Here is a 13932-nt window from a genome sequence, read left to right as displayed (position 1 = left end):
GCCCTGTCCGCCGAACCCTCCCCACGTATCGAGCACCGCCCCGGATCGGTAGGATGGATGAAGGCCACCGTGCTGGCCGTCACCGGCCGCCGCGTCCTGCGCGCCACCGCGCCGGGCGGGCGCGGGCGCGGGTCGGTGCGCGTGGAGCTGGAGGACGGCACCACCGCGATCGCCACCCGCCGCGGCGATCCGGCCCGCGCCGAGACGGAGGCCGCGCTCCTTCAGGTGCTTGGCGAGGACGGGGCGCCGGTGCCGCGGGTGCTGGGCTTCGCGGACGGCCTGCTGGTGCAGTCCGACGCGGGGCGCGAGCGGCTGAGCTGGCGCATGGCGCGCGCCGACGCGTCCGAGGCTGCGGCGCTCGCCCGCGGCGCGGTCGGCGCGCTGGAGCAGTGCCGCGCCGCGATGGAGGCGCGCCCCGACCTGCTCGACCGCCTGCCCGGCCTCGGGACGCGCGCCGGCTGGGCCGAGGAGTACGCCGCCCGCCCAGTGTTCCTGTCGGGCGACCTCGGGATCGCCCCGCCCGCCTGCGACAGCGAGGTCCTCGCGCGCGCCGTCTCGCACGGATCGGAGCGCTTCACGCGCTGGGACGCGCGGCTCGGCAACGCCGCGGTGCAGCCCGACGGCTCGGTGGTCTGGTACGACTGGGACCTGTTCGGCCGCCGCGCCGGCGTGGAGGACCTCGCATGGCTGGTGGCCGACCCGGAGTGGGCGCTCGACCTCCCGGCCACCGAGGCGGTGCTCGGCGAGGTGCCCGGGCTCGATGCGGGGCGCATGGCGCTCCTGCGCCGGATGGCGGTCCTGGTGGCCGCCGACCGCGTCGCGGTGATGCGACGCGCCGTCGCCGCGCGGGGATGGGCCGACGCCGAGGACGACGTGATCCGCCGCGACCGCGCCTCCACCACGCCCGAGCGGCTGGAGCGGTTCTGCGCGCGCATGGCCGCGTTCGCGCAGGCCGACGAGCTGGTGGCCGGCTTCGCGCCGTGGTTTCCCGCCGCCGCCGGGGCGATGCGCCGCGTCTGGCCTCAGCTGTAGTTGAGCCACCAGATCAGCGCCACGATCACCGCCATGGGGATCGCGTAGACCCCGACGAGGAGCCGGCGGCGGGTGCGCCGCCCGTGGGTCTCGAGGCCGTTCGTCACGTAGCGCTCGCGCGGCAGCGGGGGGCGCTCGCGCTCCCACTCCGCCTCCAGCCGGTCGCGCTCGCCCCAGCGCAGGTAGAGGAGGAGGCTCCAGAACACGACGGTCTGAATCACGAGCACCACGGCGAGGATGCGGACGAGGAGGAGCATGGGCGGGCCTTTCGCGGAACGCCCCGAAGGTAGGGGCAACGGGCGCCGCGCGCCATGCGGGCGCTAGTCGCCGCCTCGCATGTCGCGGTCCTCGGCGCCCGGCTCGGCCCACGCTCCCGGCCCCCAGCGACGCGGCAGCCCCGCGAGCGACAGCACCAGCACCGGCCCCCACAGGAGGGCCGCGCGCGCCGAGAGCACCGCGAAGTGCGCGGGCGCCTCGGACCACACCACCCCGGCCGCGTCGCCGTAGAGCGCCGCGAACAGCGCCACGCCCGCAGCGAAGAGGATCGCGCCGCAGATCGCGCCGTTCATCACCAGCCCCCGCATGGAGCGCGGCAGCCACCGCGCGGCGAGACGCGGCAGCAGCCACGCCAGCGCGCCCAGGGCGAAGAGCGGCACGAGGACGCCCGCGATCATGGAGAGACCGGTTTCACGGGGTGCGAATGCGCTCCCACGGCGGAGGTTCCCGGCCCCGGGTTGCCCTCCGCCCCGCCCGGCGCGACGGTGCGCCCCGAAGGGAGGCCCCATGGACCGTCTGCTGCAAGAGATCGAGGCTCGCGAGGACGAATGCGCCGCGCTCGCGCAGGCGCTCGTGCGGGTGCCGACCCTGAACCCCCCGGGCCGCCACTACCGCGACGTCTGCGAGCTGCTGGGCGAGCGGATGCGCGGCAAAGGCTGGGACGTCGCGATGGTCCGCGCGGAAGGCGCCCTGGGCGACTCCTACCGCCACCCCCGCTGGAACGTAGTCTGCCGCCGCGAGGGCACGCGCCCCGGCGAATGCGTGCACTTCAACTCCCACCACGACGTGGTGGCCGTGGGCGAGGGCTGGACCCGCGACCCCTTCGGCGGCGAGATCGCCGATGGCCGGGTCTGGGGCCGGGGCGCCTGCGACATGAAGGGCGGACTGGCCGCGTCCGTCGTCGCCGCCGAGGCCTTCGCGGACCTCCACCCGGACTTCCGCGGCGCCGTCGAGATCTCCGCCACCGCCGACGAGGAGTCGGGCGGCTACGGCGGCGTGGCGTATTTGGCTGAGCAGGGCTGGTTCGCACCCGAGCGCGTGCAGCACGTCATCATCCCCGAGCCGCTCGACCCCGGGCGCATCTGCCTCGGGCACCGCGGCGTCTGGTGGGCCGAGATCGAGACGCAGGGGCACATCGCCCACGGCTCCATGCCCTTCCTCGGCGACTGCGCCGTGCGCCACATGGGCGCCGTGCTGCAGGAGATCGAGGAGACGCTGCTGCCCGTGCTCGCTGGCCGCCGCACGGCCCTTCCCGTGGTGCCCGAGGGCGCGCGCGCCGCCACCCTGAACCTCAACGCGATCCACGGCGGCGAGCCGGTGCAGGAGGCGGACTACACCGGCCTGCCGTCGGCCTGCGTGCCCGACCGCTGCGTGCTGACCATCGACCGCCGGTTCCTCGCCGAGGAGAGCATCGCGGACGTAAAGGCTGAGGTCCGCGCCCTGCTGGAGCGCGTCCGGGCCCGCCGCCCGAGCTTCCGCTACGAGGTGCGCGACCTCTTCGAGGTGCTGCCCTCCACCACCCCCGAGGACGCCCCCGTGGTGCGCGCGGTGCAGGACGCCGTGCGCGACGTCATGGGCCGCGAGGCCGGTTTCGTGGTCTCGCCGGGCACCTACGACCAGAAGCACATCGACCGCATCGGACGCCTGCGGAACTGCATCGCCTACGGCCCCGGCCATCTGGAGCTGGCGCACCAGCCCGACGAGTGGGTGGGCGTGCGGGACATGCGCGAGGCCGCACAGGTCATGGGGCATGCGCTACACCGGCTTCTGACCTAGGCGCACCACCCCCCGGCCTCGCGCCGGGGCCTCCGCCTTCCACCGGCGCCCCCATTCCGAAGCGCGGCACAACCTTCGAACCGAGGCCCCGGCGCAAGGCCGGGGCGCGGGCGGAGCGCCCCCCTGCTGGCCCCGCCCCGCCCGCGCCCTACCCTCTCGCCATGCTCCCCGAACCCGCGATTCCCGACCTCATGCGCCGCCTCGCGGAGGCCTACCCCGACGCCACCGCCCCCGACACCAAGGGGGGCCGCGACCCGTTCCGATCCGTGGTCACCTGCATGCTCTCGGCCCAGAGCCTCGACCGCAACACCGCGGCGGCCGCCCGCAACCTCTTCGCGCTGGCCACCACGCCCGAGGGCATCCTGGCCCTGGACGACGCCGCCATCGCGCAGGCCATCCGCCCCTGCGGCCTCTACAACGTGAAGACCCGCAACCTGCGCCGGATGTGCCGCTACCTGCTCGACGAACTGGACGGCCGCGTCCCCCGCGACCGCGCCGGGCTGATGAGCCTGCCCGGCGTGGGCCGCAAGTGCGCCGACATCGTGCAGCACTTCACCTTCGGCGAGGCCGTCGTGGCCGTCGACACCCACGTCCACCGCGTCTGCAACCGCATGGGGCTGGCGGAGGGAAAGACCGAGGCAAAGACCGCCGCCTCGCTGGAGGCGCGCCTGCCCGCCGACTGGCGCATGCAGGCCCACGTGATCCTCTTGGCCCACGGCAAGCGCACCTGCCGGGCGCGCGCCCCGAAGTGCGGGACGTGCACGGTGAACGAGCTGTGCGAGGCGTTCCTCGCAGGCGAGATGGCTGTCGCGGAGCCGGGAGACGAGGCGACCCCGCCCCGGCCCTGAGCCGGGGCCTCCGCGGGCGACATGCGACACCGCTCGACCCGAGGCGCGACGCACGCCACTAGCGCCGCCCCGCTCCGCGACCTCGGAACCAACCGCACCCTGAGGCCCCGGCGCGGGGCCGGGGCGTGACCCGCCTCCTATCCCCCGCTTGTCCCCCCTCGCGCGCCGTGCCTAACCTCGCCCCACCAAGGGAGGACCCCAATGCTCATCCGTCTCGCCGCAGCCTTCGCCCTGACCGCCACCACCGCGCTCGCCCAGCAGACCGACATCACCCTCGGCATGGTGCTCGAGCCCCCCAACCTCGACCCCACCGCCGGCGCCGCCGCCGCGATCGACGAGGTGGTCTACGCCAACGTCTTCGAGGGCCTCACCCGCTTCGGCCCCGACGGCTCGGTGCAGCCCGCGCTGGCCGAGAGCTGGGAGACATCGGAGGACGGCCTCGTCTGGACCTTCAAGCTCCGCGAAGGCGTCACCTTCCACGACGGCACCGCGATGGACGCCGAGGACGTGGTGTTCTCGATGGACCGCGCCCGCGCCGAGGACTCCGTGAACGCCCAGAAGGCCCTGTTCGACGGCATCGAGAGCGTCGAGGCCGTGGACTCCGCCACGGTCCGCATCACCCTCGCCGCGCCGAACGGTAACCTGCCCTTCAACCTCGCCTGGGGCGACGCCGTGATCGTGGCGCCCGAGAGCGCGGAGGCCAACGCCACGAACCCCGTGGGCACCGGCCCGTTCCGGTTCCGGGACTGGGTGCAGGGCGACCGCGTGGAGCTGGAGCGCAACCCGGACTACTGGGGCGAGGCCCCGGCGCTGGAGACGGCGACGTTCAAATTCATCTCCGACCCCAACGCCGCCTTCGCCGCGATGCAGGCCGGCGACGTGGACGCGTTCCCGAACTTCCCCGCGCCCGAGACCCTGTCGCAGTTCGAGGCCGATCCGCGCTTCTCGGTGATCGTGGGGTCGACCGAAGGCGAGACGATCCTCGGCATGAACAACGACACGGTGGACGCAAACTTGCGCGCCGCGATCACCCACGCCATCGACCGGCAGGCCATCATCGACGGCGCGATGTTCGGCTACGGCACGCCCATCGGCACCCACTTCGCGCCCCACAACCCCGACTACGTGGACCTGACGGCCGAGAGCGCCTTCGACCCCGAGATGGCGAAGGCCAAGCTCGCGGAATCGGGCTACGACGGGCGCCCCCTGCGGCTGATGCTGCCGCCGCCCTCCTATGCCCGGCGCGGCGGCGAGATCATCGCAAGCCAACTGCGGGACGTCGGGATCGAGACAGAGATGCAGAACCTCGAATGGGCGCAGTGGCTGGAGCAGGTGTTCAAGGGCCGCGACTTCGACCTGACCATCGTCAGCCACACCGAGCCGGCCGACATCAACATCTACGCCCGGCCGGACTACTACTTCGGCTACGACAACCCCGAGTTCCAGGCGCTGATCGAGGAGCTGGCCACCACCACCTCGCCCGAGACCCGCTCGGCCCTGAACCAGCGCGCGCAGGAGATGATCGCCGCCGACGACGTGAACGCGTATCTCTTCCAGCTCGCCAAGACCGGGGTGGCGGACGCGCGCATCGAAGGGCTGTGGGAGAACGCGCCCACGCAGGCCAACGACCTGACGGGGGTGCGCTGGCGGGAGTGATGCCACGCTGGGGTGAGTAAGCGGCACGCCCCGGCCTCGCGCCGGGGCCTCCGCCGACTGCCGGCGCTCCGACCGGCAACAGGGGCAAGCGCATGCGACACGAGGCCCCGGCGCGAGGCCGGAGCGCCCTAACCCAGCGTCCGCTCCACCACCTGCCCCAGCGCCTCGGGGTGGGTGAAGGGGATCATGTGGCCGGCGCCCTCGATTACCTGCGTCTCCGCACGGGGCATGCGCGCGGCGAGGCCGTCCAGGATGTGCTTCATCACGGCGGGCGAGCAGTCGCCGCGCACCAGCGCGACGGGGCGGTCCGGCAGGCGGGCGAGGACGGCGCCGTCGTCGTGAAGCAGCGCCGGGACCGTGGCGGCGAAGAGCGGCATGCGCGCCTCCATGTAGGCGCGGGATGCGGCGGGCATCGCATTCAATGGCCCGCCGCCCCAGTCGCCGTGGAAGCTCCGCAGCGCCCCGGCCCGGTCCCCCCGCGCGAGCGCCGCGTGCACCGCGTCCGGGTCGTGACCGAGGCCGCGCTCCGGCTCGGGGGCGGCGGCGAACAGCACCGGCTCGACCAAGACGGCGCGGCGGATGCGCCCCGGATGATCGGCCATGATCCGCAGCGCCACGCAGGCGCCGAAGCTGTGGCCGACGAAGTCGATCGGACCCTCGGGCGCGTGGGCGAGAGCGTGGGCCACACTCTGCGCCATGAGGTCGCCCGCCGCGTCGGGCGCCGCGCCGTGCCCCGGCAGGTCCACCCGCACGAGCGGGCGCGCCAGACGGGCGGCGAGGGGGCGCCACGCGGCGCCCGAGGCCAGCAGGCAGTGGAGCGCGAGGACCGGGACGGCGTCCCCGGTGCTCAAATCTCGCCCTTCAGGTGCAGGCGCAGGTCCTCCAGCCGGTCCTGCCCCCAGAACACCTCCTCGCCCACCACGTAAAAGGGCGCGCCGAACACGTTGGCGGCCACGGCGTCCTCGAGGTTGCGGCCGTACTCCTCGGCCGCCTCCAGCATGCCGACGTCCGCCAGCGCGCCGTCGAAGCCGCTCCGCTCCAGCACCTCGCGGATCACGCCGTCGTCGGCGATGTCGCGCTCCTCGGCCCAGCAGGCGCGGGCCAGACCGTGGGCCAGCGCCCCGAGGTCGCCGCCGCCGCCGGCGCGCTGGGCGCCGATGATCGCGAAGGCCGCCGGCGCGGGGTTGGTGGGCCAGTGCGCGGGCTTGAGGTTGATCGGCAGCCCGAGCTTGGCGCCGAGGCGCCGCATCTCCTGCAGGCGGTAGGCCTGGCGGGCCGGGTGGCGGTCCTTCGGGGGCGTGCCGCCGGTGCGGCCGAACAGCTGCACCACGTCGAGCGGGCGGTAGCGAATTTCGGCGCCGGTCTCGGCGGCGATCTCCTCGAGGCGGGTGCCCGCGAGGTAGGTGAAGGGCGAGAGCGGGGTGAAGAAGTAGTCGATCGCGGTCATGGAGCGCCTTCCTGCGGGTTTGCCGCACCGCTACCGCGGTGGTAGGCCCGGCGCAAACCCGACTCGGAGACGCGCGATGCCCCACTCAGCCCCCGACCCGAAGCTGATCTCCGGAAACGCGAACCGCCCCCTCGCCGAGCAGATCGCGCGGCGCATCTCCCTGCACCGGGGCACGCGCCAGGGGCTGCTGGACGCCCGCGTGGAGCGGTTCAATGACGGCGAGGTCTTCGTGGAGGTGTTCGAGAACGTCCGCGGCGAGGACATGTTCGTGATCCAGCCCACGTCGAACCCGGCCAACGACAACCTGATGGAGCTCTTGATCATCTGCGACGCGCTGCGCCGCTCCTCGGCCTCGCGCATCACCGCGGTCGTGCCCTACTTCGGCTACGCCCGCCAGGACCGCCGCAGCCGCGCGCGCACGCCGATCTCGGCCAAGCTGGTGGCCAACATGATCGCCACCGCCGGCATCGAGCGGGTGCTGACGATGGATCTGCATGCCGCGCAGATCCAGGGCTTCTTCGACATCCCCGTGGACAACCTCTACGCCTCGCCTGTGTTCGCGCTCGACATCGTGCACAACTTCGGCTCGACGCGCGACGTCGTGGTGGTCTCGCCGGACGTGGGCGGCGTGGCGCGGGCGCGCGAGCTGGCCAAGCGCATCGACGCGCCCCTCAGCATCGTCGACAAGCGCCGCGAGAAGGCCGGCGAGGTCTCGGAGATGACCGTGATCGGCGAGGTCGCGGGCAAGAAGTGCGTGATCGTGGACGACATCTGCGACACCGCCGGAACGCTGTGCAAGGCGGCCGACGTGCTGATGGACGCGGGCGCCACCGAGGTCCACGCCTACATCACCCACGGCGTGCTGTCGGGCCCCGCCGTCGACCGGATCACCCGCTCCAACCTCAAGAGCCTCGTGATCACCGACTCGATCCAGCCCACCGAGGCGGTGCGCGGCTGCCCCAACATCCGCATCGTGCCCATGGCGCCGATGCTGGCCCAGGCGATCCTACACATCTGGAACGGTACCTCGGTATCCTCGCTGTTCGACAGCGCCACGCTCGAGCCGATCTACGAGAGCTTCTACCCCAACGGCCTCTCGCCCGCCGCCTGACCGCGGGGGGGACGGGACGCGGGTCGCGCGGCGGGGGGGCGCCCCGCCGCGGCGGCGGACCTATACATTCCCGCGGGAACCGCGTAGCGGGCGCGCCTTGCCCGCCGCGGGCCCGTCGGAAGGACCCCTCGCCATGAAACGCATCCTCGCGGACGCCCTCGCCGAGCGCGGCTACGACACGCTGACCCCCGTGCAGGAGGCCGTGACCGACCCCGCCCTCGAGGGCGCGGACCTCCTGGTCTCGGCGCAGACCGGATCGGGCAAGACCCTCGGTTTCGGCCTCGCAATCGCCCCCACCCTGCTGGGCGACGCCGAGACGTGGGACGCGGCGGGCGCCCCGCTCGCCCTCGTGGTCGCGCCCACGCGCGAGTTGGCGATGCAGGTGAAGCGCGAGCTGGCCTGGCTCTATGCGGGGGCGGTGCTGGCCTCCACCGTGGGCGGCATGGACATGCGCGACGAGCGTCGGGCGCTCGCCCGCGGCGCCCACGTCGTGGTCGCCACGCCGGGCCGCCTGCGCGACCACATCGGGCGCGGCACGATCGACCTGTCCGCGGTGCGCGCCGTGGTGCTCGACGAGGCCGACGAGATGCTGGACCTCGGCTTCCGCGAGGACCTGGAGTTCATCCTCGGCCAGTGCCCCGAGGGGCGCCGCACGCTGATGTTCTCGGCCACCGTGCCGCCCGCCATCGCGGGGCTCGCCGAGAGCTACCAGCGCGACGCGCGGCGCATCTCGGTGCGCGCCGCCGAGCGCCAGCACGCGGACATCGCCTACCGCGCCCACGAGGTGCGGCCCGGCGAGGTGGAGGGCGCCATCATCAACACGCTGCGTCTCCACGACGCGACGGGCGCGATCGTGTTCTGCAACACCCGCGCCACCGTGGGCCGGCTATCGGCCCGGCTCCAGAACCGGGGCTTCCCGGTGGTGGCCCTGTCGGGCGAGCTGTCGCAGGCCGAGCGCAGCCATGCGCTGCAGGCGATGCGCGACGGGCGCGCGCGGGTCTGCGTGGCGACGGACGTGGCGGCGCGGGGCATCGACCTGCCCGGGCTCGATCTCGTGATCCACGCCGAGCTGCCCACCGGCTCGGACACGCTGCTGCACCGCTCGGGGCGCACGGGGCGCGCGGGGCGCAAGGGCGCCGCGGTGCTGATCGTGCCGCCCGCCGCCCGTCGCAAGGCGCAGCGGCTGCTGGGCTGGGCCAAGCTTGAGGCGGAGTGGATGCCGGCGCCTTCCGCGGACGCGGTGCGCGAGGCCGACCGCGAGCGTCTCCTGGCCGATCCCGCCTGGTGGGACGAGGAGGGCATCGACGCCGAGGCCGCCGCGGAGCTGGCCGCGCGCTTCTCGCCCGAGCAGCTCGCCCGCTTCGTCCTGCGCCAGCGCGCCGAGCGCCTCTCGGCGCCCGAGGACATCTCCGAGGTGGTCGCCGCCGCGCCGCGGCAGGCCGCCGACTTCGGGCCGGCGCGCTGGTTCGAGATCGACGCGGGCCGCGACGCGGGGCTGGAGCCCAAGCGCATCCTCGCCAAGGCCTGCAAGGCGGGCGGCGTGACCGGCGCCGACGTGGGCGCGATCCGCATCGGCCCCCGCGCCTCTTGGGTCCAGGTGCGCGAGGACGCCGCCGACGCCTTCGAGCGCAACGCCGCGGGCACGCTCGGCGACGGCCTGTCGATCCAGCCCTCCGAAGCGCCCCCGGCCCAGGCGCCGCGCGGCAAGCCCGGCGGCGGCGACGGCGGCAAGCCCGCGGGGGGCCCGCGTCCGAAGGCGGGCGGTCCGAAGGGCGGGAAGCCCCACCGCAAGGGCCCGAAGCCCGGCGGGTTCGCGCGCCCGAAGGGCAAGCGCGAGGGGTGAGCGACGGGGGGCGTCAGCCCCCCGTCGGCCGAGCCGTGCGACATCGCGCTGGCGGGCCGGAACGCCCACGCGGCATCAGTCGCGCGGGGCGCACCCGCGGCGGAACTTCAGATGAGGGGAGTGGCGCGCTGGGGAGGATTCGAACCCCCGACCCCTTGATTCGTAGTCAAGTACTCTATCCAACTGAGCTACCAGCGCACGCGGCCCGGATACGCGGGGCGCGCCGGGGGCGCAAGGCCCCCGGGCGGGAAAATCGTCAGACGCCCAGCGCCGTCTCGCCGCGCGGCAGGGTCACGCGGAACACGGTGCCCTCGGGCCCCGTGCGAGCCAGCTCCAGCGTGCCGCCGTGGCCGCGCACCAGCTCGGCGGCGATGGGAAGGCCGAGGCCCGTGCCGCCCTTGCGCACCCCGCCCCGGAACGCCTCGAACAGGTTCTCGCGCGCCTTGGGCGGCAGGCCCGGCCCGTCGTCGCGGACCTCGATCACCCAGGCCCGGGGCGTTTCGGCGGCCACCGCGCGGATGGTCCCGCCCCGCCCCGCCGCCTGCATCGCCTGGCGCGCGTTGCGCACGAGGTTGCCGACCACGCGGTAGAGCTGCTCGCGGTCGGCGCGCACGGTGAGCTGCGGCGGCGCCTCGGCCTCGATGCGGATCCCCTGCCCCTCGCGCACCGCCAGCGCCTCGGCCTCGCAGACCTCGCGCAGGAAGGGCAGCGCAGGGACCGGCTCCAGGCGGGGCGAGGCCTCCTCGGCGCGGCCGAAGGCGAGCGTGCCTTCGGTCAGGCTGGCGGCACGGGCCAGCGAGGCGACGAGCTTCGGGGCCACGCGCTTCACGGTGGGATCCTCGACCCGCTCCAGCCGGTCGCCGAGCAGCGTGGCGGTGGTGAGGATGTTGCGCAGGTCGTGGGCGATCTTCGCGACGGCGGCGCCCAGTTGCGCCAGCCGCTCCTTCTGGCGCAGCGACTGCGAGAGCTGCTGCTCGAGGTCGCGCAGGGAGGTCTCGGCCTCGTGCAGCTCGCGGATGCGCGAGGTGGGCTCGATCATGCGGCGCGCGTCCTCGGGGGCGGCGGCGTAGCGGTTCATCTGCGCCACCAGCCGCTTGATCGGCAGCACCATCAGGCTGCGCACCGCGAGGAACAGGAAGGCGGCGGTGATCGCCGAGATCGCGGCCGAGAGCACGAGGATGTTGAGCCCGTAGTCCAGCATCGCCCGGTGGAGGGGCCGGGTGTCGAGGGCGATCTCGATCTGGAGCCCGCCGCCCAAGGCCGGCTCGCCGATCACCCGGATCACATCCGGGCCGGGATCAACGAAGCGCGCCAGCGCCTCGCCCATCAGGGACAGCGTCGAGACGTCGCGCAGGTCGACGGTGCGCGAGACCGCGGCGGGCATCTCCGAGGAGAGGACGAGCTGGCGCAGCTCGTCGCGGCGCAGCACGACGTTGAGTACGCCCGCGTTCTGCAGCAGCTCGTGCTCCAGCTCGGGGTCCACCATGCCCCCGGTGCCGAGCAGGGCGAGCGAGGCGATCTGCGCGCGCTCCATGCGTTCGGTAAGGTAGTCGAGGCGGAACCGCGCGATCGACGGCACGAAGATCAGCACCTCGGCCAGCATGACGAAGAGGATCGTGAGGACGAGGAAGCGCCCGGAGAGGCTGGAGAACATGGGGCCGCCGCGGTTGAGGTCGCGCGGAGCGTCGCCCGCGCCCCACCGGAGGGTCAAGGCGCGGGAGGCGGGCGGGGTTCCCTCCGGGGCTCAGGGCAGGTGGCGCTGCACCAGCCGCACGGCGCGCTTCACGAGCTCGCTCTCGAACAGGCGCGGCACGTAGTACTGCCCCGCCGCGCGCTTCGAGACCTCGCCGAGGGTGGGATAGGGCGCGACCATGCCGGCCACGTCGCCGACCTTCATGCCGTTCGCCAGCGCCAGCGCCCAGACCCCGATCAGCTCGCCCGCATGCGGCCCGACGATGCCCGCACCCACCGGCTTGCCGCGGTGGACCACGACCTTGATCAGGCCTTCCGTGCGCCGCTCGGCGATGGCGCGGTCGTTCTCGTCGAAGCGGAAGCGAAGCACCTCCACGTCGCCGTGCCGCTCGCGCGCCTCCGCTTCCGTCAGGCCGACCTGCGCCAGCTCGGGGTCGGTGTAGGTTGCCCAGGGGATGTGGTGCTGCCTGGCCTTGGCGGGCAGGCCGAACAGGATGGGCCGCAGCACGGTGGCGCCGTGGTAGCCGGCGACGTGGGTGAACTGGAGGCGGCCCGCCACGTCGCCCACCGCGTAGACATGGCGGTTCGAGGTGCGAAGGTCGTCGCCCACGGTGACGGTGCGGTCGTGGGCGATGCCCGCCGCATCGAGATTCAATCGCTCGATGTTGGCCTTGCGCCCCACAGCCATCAGGAGGTGCGTGCCGGTGACGTCGCCGCCCGAGGTGTGCACAGTGATCGCCCCGGCCTCGCCCGAGACGCGCTCGGCCTTGACCCCTTCCATGATCTGGACGCCCTCGCCGCGCACGGCGTCCAGAACGACGGCGGCCAGCTCCGGGTCGTCCTTGCCCATGGCCCGCTCGCCCTCGATCACGGTGACGCGGCAGCCGAGGCGGCGGTGGGCCTGGGCCATCTCCATGCCGATGGGGCCGCCGCCGACGATCACGAGGTGGTCGGGCCGCTCCATGAGGTCGAACAGCGTCTCGTTGGTCAGGTACGGCACGTCCACCAGCCCCGGGATCGGCGGCACGAGGGGCGACGATCCGGTGGCGATCACGATGCGCCGCGCGGTGATGCGCCAGTCGCCCGCCTCGACGGTGCGCTCGCCGGTGAAGCGGCCCATCTCGCGGATCACGCGGACCCCAAGGCCCTCGAACCGCTCTTGGCTGTCGACGGGGGCGATGCGGGCGATGGTCTCGTGGACGTGCCGCTTGGCGGCGGCGTAGTCGATCTCGGGCTCCACGGGGGCGACGCCGAAGGCCCCGCCGGTGCGCATGGCATGGGCGTGCTTGGCCGCGGCCAAGAGCGCCTTGGAGGGCACGCAGCCGAAGTTCAGGCAGTCGCCGCCCATGCGGTGCCCTTCGAGCAGGGTCACGTCGGCGCCCATCTGGCTGGCCCCGTAGGCCACCGACAGCCCGCCCGAGCCGGCGCCGATGACAAGGACGTCCGTGTTCAGATCGTTCATTTGGAACTCTTGAGGTGCTTGACCGCGACGGGGACCAACGCCAGCGCGGCGAGGCCGAGGATGGGGCCGAGGATGTGCGGCTCGAACACGATGCCGAGGTCGGGCGTCTCGCCGCGGGCGAAGACCTCGCCGAGGCCGGCGCCGACCCAGGTGTAGACGAGGGAGCCGGGCAGGATGCCGAAGAAGGTGGTCCAGGCGTACTTGGGCGTGCCCACGCCCACGAAGGCGGGCACGAGGTTGGCCACGAAGAACGGCACGGCCGGCACGAGGCGCATGATCAGGAGGTACGAGGTCTCGTCCTCGCGGATGCCGTCCTTGAGGCGCTTCACGGCGCCGTCGGAGGCGTCCATGCGCGCGGCCAGCCGGTCGCCCAGCCCGTGCTTGGCGGCGAGGAAGATCAGCAGCGCGCCGATGGTGGCGGAGACGGCGTTAAGGGCCGTGCCCGCCACGACCCCGAACAGGAACCCGCCCGTGAGCGTGGCGATGGCCGCGCCGGGCAGGCTGAGCGCCACGATCGCCACGTAGGCGGCGGCGAATGCGGCGGCGGCGAGCGCGTAGTTGGCGTCGCGGAAGCCGATCAGCGCCTCGCGGTTGGCGGCGAGCGCCTCGAAGCTGAGGTAGTCGCGCAAGAACACCGCGCCGGTGATGGCGGCGGCGGCGATCAGCGCGAGGGGAAGGTAGCGCGCGAGCCCGGAACGGCTCGGCGAGGTGGCTTCGGTCATCGGCACGGGGCTCCGGGATTCGGGGGCGTCACGGCAACAAAGCGCGCGGGGTGCCCCTGCGATACCC

At 73.8% G+C, this 13932-nt stretch carries 13 protein-coding genes and 1 tRNA gene; 6 read left to right on the top strand and 8 right to left on the bottom strand.

Going from position 1 to position 13932, the window contains the following annotated elements; translation table 11 throughout:
• Positions 1-57 precede the first annotated feature (57 nt).
• Complete coding sequence (locus K3554_RS08295) at positions 58-1032, top strand: hypothetical protein (protein WP_259939126.1); 975 nt, start codon at positions 58-60, stop codon at positions 1030-1032.
• Here K3554_RS08295 and K3554_RS08290 read toward each other — a convergent pair.
• Both K3554_RS08290 and K3554_RS08285 read right to left on the bottom strand, forming a co-directional pair.
• Positions 1023-1289, bottom strand: coding sequence for a hypothetical protein (locus K3554_RS08290; RefSeq protein WP_259939125.1), 267 nt, complete (start codon positions 1287-1289; stop codon positions 1023-1025). The two genes, K3554_RS08295 and K3554_RS08290, sit on opposite strands and share 10 nt — an antisense overlap.
• 63 nt (positions 1290-1352) lie before the next feature.
• Positions 1353-1706 carry a hypothetical protein gene (locus K3554_RS08285; protein ID WP_259939124.1) on the bottom strand — a complete coding sequence of 118 codons (354 nt, stop codon included), beginning with the start codon at positions 1704-1706 and terminating at the stop codon, positions 1353-1355.
• A 109-nt stretch (positions 1707-1815) separates the two neighbouring features.
• Here K3554_RS08285 and K3554_RS08280 point away from each other — a divergent pair, with 109 nt between their 5' ends.
• From K3554_RS08280 to K3554_RS08270, 3 genes are all read left to right on the top strand, one after another.
• Complete coding sequence (locus K3554_RS08280) at positions 1816-3084, top strand: acetylornithine deacetylase/succinyl-diaminopimelate desuccinylase family protein (RefSeq protein WP_259939122.1); 1269 nt, start codon at positions 1816-1818, stop codon at positions 3082-3084.
• Between the two features lie 161 nt (positions 3085-3245).
• Complete coding sequence (nth, locus tag K3554_RS08275; protein ID WP_259939121.1) at positions 3246-3932, top strand: endonuclease III; 687 nt, start codon at positions 3246-3248, stop codon at positions 3930-3932.
• 201 nt (positions 3933-4133) lie between these two features.
• Entirely contained in the window at positions 4134-5588 is a 1455-nt protein-coding gene (locus tag K3554_RS08270) for an ABC transporter substrate-binding protein (RefSeq protein WP_259939119.1), read from the top strand.
• A gap of 128 nt (positions 5589-5716) precedes the next feature.
• On the opposite strand, the gene K3554_RS08265 is transcribed toward K3554_RS08270, so the two are convergent.
• Positions 5717-6439, bottom strand: a complete 723-nt coding sequence (locus tag K3554_RS08265; protein WP_259939117.1) for an alpha/beta fold hydrolase — start codon at positions 6437-6439, stop codon at positions 5717-5719.
• A complete protein-coding gene (locus K3554_RS08260; RefSeq protein WP_259939115.1) occupies positions 6436-7035 on the bottom strand; it encodes a 2-hydroxychromene-2-carboxylate isomerase in 600 nt (199 codons plus the stop codon). The genes K3554_RS08265 and K3554_RS08260 overlap by 4 nt, the downstream gene beginning before the upstream one ends.
• A 76-nt stretch (positions 7036-7111) precedes the next feature.
• On the opposite strand from K3554_RS08260, the gene K3554_RS08255 reads away from it, so the two are divergent.
• Both K3554_RS08255 and K3554_RS08250 read left to right on the top strand, forming a co-directional pair.
• The gene (locus K3554_RS08255) at positions 7112-8146 is read left to right on the top strand and encodes a ribose-phosphate pyrophosphokinase (RefSeq protein ID WP_259939113.1); all 1035 of its coding nucleotides are present in this window, start codon (positions 7112-7114) and stop codon (positions 8144-8146) included.
• A 133-nt stretch (positions 8147-8279) separates the two neighbouring features.
• Complete coding sequence (locus tag K3554_RS08250; RefSeq protein WP_311200317.1) at positions 8280-9989, top strand: DEAD/DEAH box helicase; 1710 nt, start codon at positions 8280-8282, stop codon at positions 9987-9989.
• A 121-nt stretch (positions 9990-10110) separates the two neighbouring features.
• Here the strand turns inward: K3554_RS08250 and K3554_RS08245 are convergent.
• The 4 genes from K3554_RS08245 to K3554_RS08230 all read right to left on the bottom strand — a co-directional run bounded on the left by K3554_RS08245 (position 10111) and on the right by K3554_RS08230 (position 13865).
• Positions 10111-10187, bottom strand: a tRNA-Arg gene (locus K3554_RS08245).
• A 58-nt stretch (positions 10188-10245) separates the two neighbouring features.
• The gene (locus tag K3554_RS08240; RefSeq protein WP_259945845.1) at positions 10246-11643 is read right to left on the bottom strand and encodes a sensor histidine kinase; all 1398 of its coding nucleotides are present in this window, start codon (positions 11641-11643) and stop codon (positions 10246-10248) included.
• Between the two features lie 90 nt (positions 11644-11733).
• Positions 11734-13143 carry an NAD(P)/FAD-dependent oxidoreductase gene (locus K3554_RS08235; protein WP_259939110.1) on the bottom strand — a complete coding sequence of 470 codons (1410 nt, stop codon included), beginning with the start codon at positions 13141-13143 and terminating at the stop codon, positions 11734-11736.
• The gene (locus K3554_RS08230; protein WP_259939108.1) at positions 13140-13865 is read right to left on the bottom strand and encodes a TVP38/TMEM64 family protein; all 726 of its coding nucleotides are present in this window, start codon (positions 13863-13865) and stop codon (positions 13140-13142) included. Before K3554_RS08230 ends, K3554_RS08235 begins: the two co-directional genes overlap by 4 nt.
• Between the last annotated feature and the right edge of the window lie 67 nt (positions 13866-13932).

Origin of the sequence: Jannaschia sp. W003, from assembly GCF_025144335.1 — a bacterium.
Classification (GTDB): Bacteria; Pseudomonadota; Alphaproteobacteria; order Rhodobacterales; family Rhodobacteraceae; genus Jannaschia.
This window is presented reverse-complemented; position numbering and strand designations above follow the sequence as displayed.

What these genes read in the sequence shown, in the direction of transcription:
- K3554_RS08290 (WP_259939125.1), bottom strand. Translation starts at nt 1,289, where the DNA reads ATGCTCCTCCTCGTCCGCATCCTCGCCGTGGTGCTCGTGATTCAGACC.
- K3554_RS08280 (WP_259939122.1), top strand. Translation starts at nt 1,816, where the DNA reads ATGGACCGTCTGCTGCAAGAGATCGAGGCTCGCGAGGACGAATGCGCC.
- K3554_RS08230 (WP_259939108.1), bottom strand. Translation starts at nt 13,865, where the DNA reads ATGACCGAAGCCACCTCGCCGAGCCGTTCCGGGCTCGCGCGCTACCTT.
- K3554_RS08295 (WP_259939126.1), top strand. Translation starts at nt 58, where the DNA reads ATGAAGGCCACCGTGCTGGCCGTCACCGGCCGCCGCGTCCTGCGCGCC.
- K3554_RS08235 (WP_259939110.1), bottom strand. Translation starts at nt 13,143, where the DNA reads ATGAACGATCTGAACACGGACGTCCTTGTCATCGGCGCCGGCTCGGGC.
- K3554_RS08285 (WP_259939124.1), bottom strand. Translation starts at nt 1,706, where the DNA reads ATGATCGCGGGCGTCCTCGTGCCGCTCTTCGCCCTGGGCGCGCTGGCG.
- nth (WP_259939121.1), top strand. Translation starts at nt 3,246, where the DNA reads ATGCTCCCCGAACCCGCGATTCCCGACCTCATGCGCCGCCTCGCGGAG.
- K3554_RS08270 (WP_259939119.1), top strand. Translation starts at nt 4,134, where the DNA reads ATGCTCATCCGTCTCGCCGCAGCCTTCGCCCTGACCGCCACCACCGCG.
- K3554_RS08260 (WP_259939115.1), bottom strand. Translation starts at nt 7,035, where the DNA reads ATGACCGCGATCGACTACTTCTTCACCCCGCTCTCGCCCTTCACCTAC.
- K3554_RS08250 (WP_311200317.1), top strand. Translation starts at nt 8,280, where the DNA reads ATGAAACGCATCCTCGCGGACGCCCTCGCCGAGCGCGGCTACGACACG.
- K3554_RS08240 (WP_259945845.1), bottom strand. Translation starts at nt 11,643, where the DNA reads ATGTTCTCCAGCCTCTCCGGGCGCTTCCTCGTCCTCACGATCCTCTTC.
- K3554_RS08255 (WP_259939113.1), top strand. Translation starts at nt 7,112, where the DNA reads ATGCCCCACTCAGCCCCCGACCCGAAGCTGATCTCCGGAAACGCGAAC.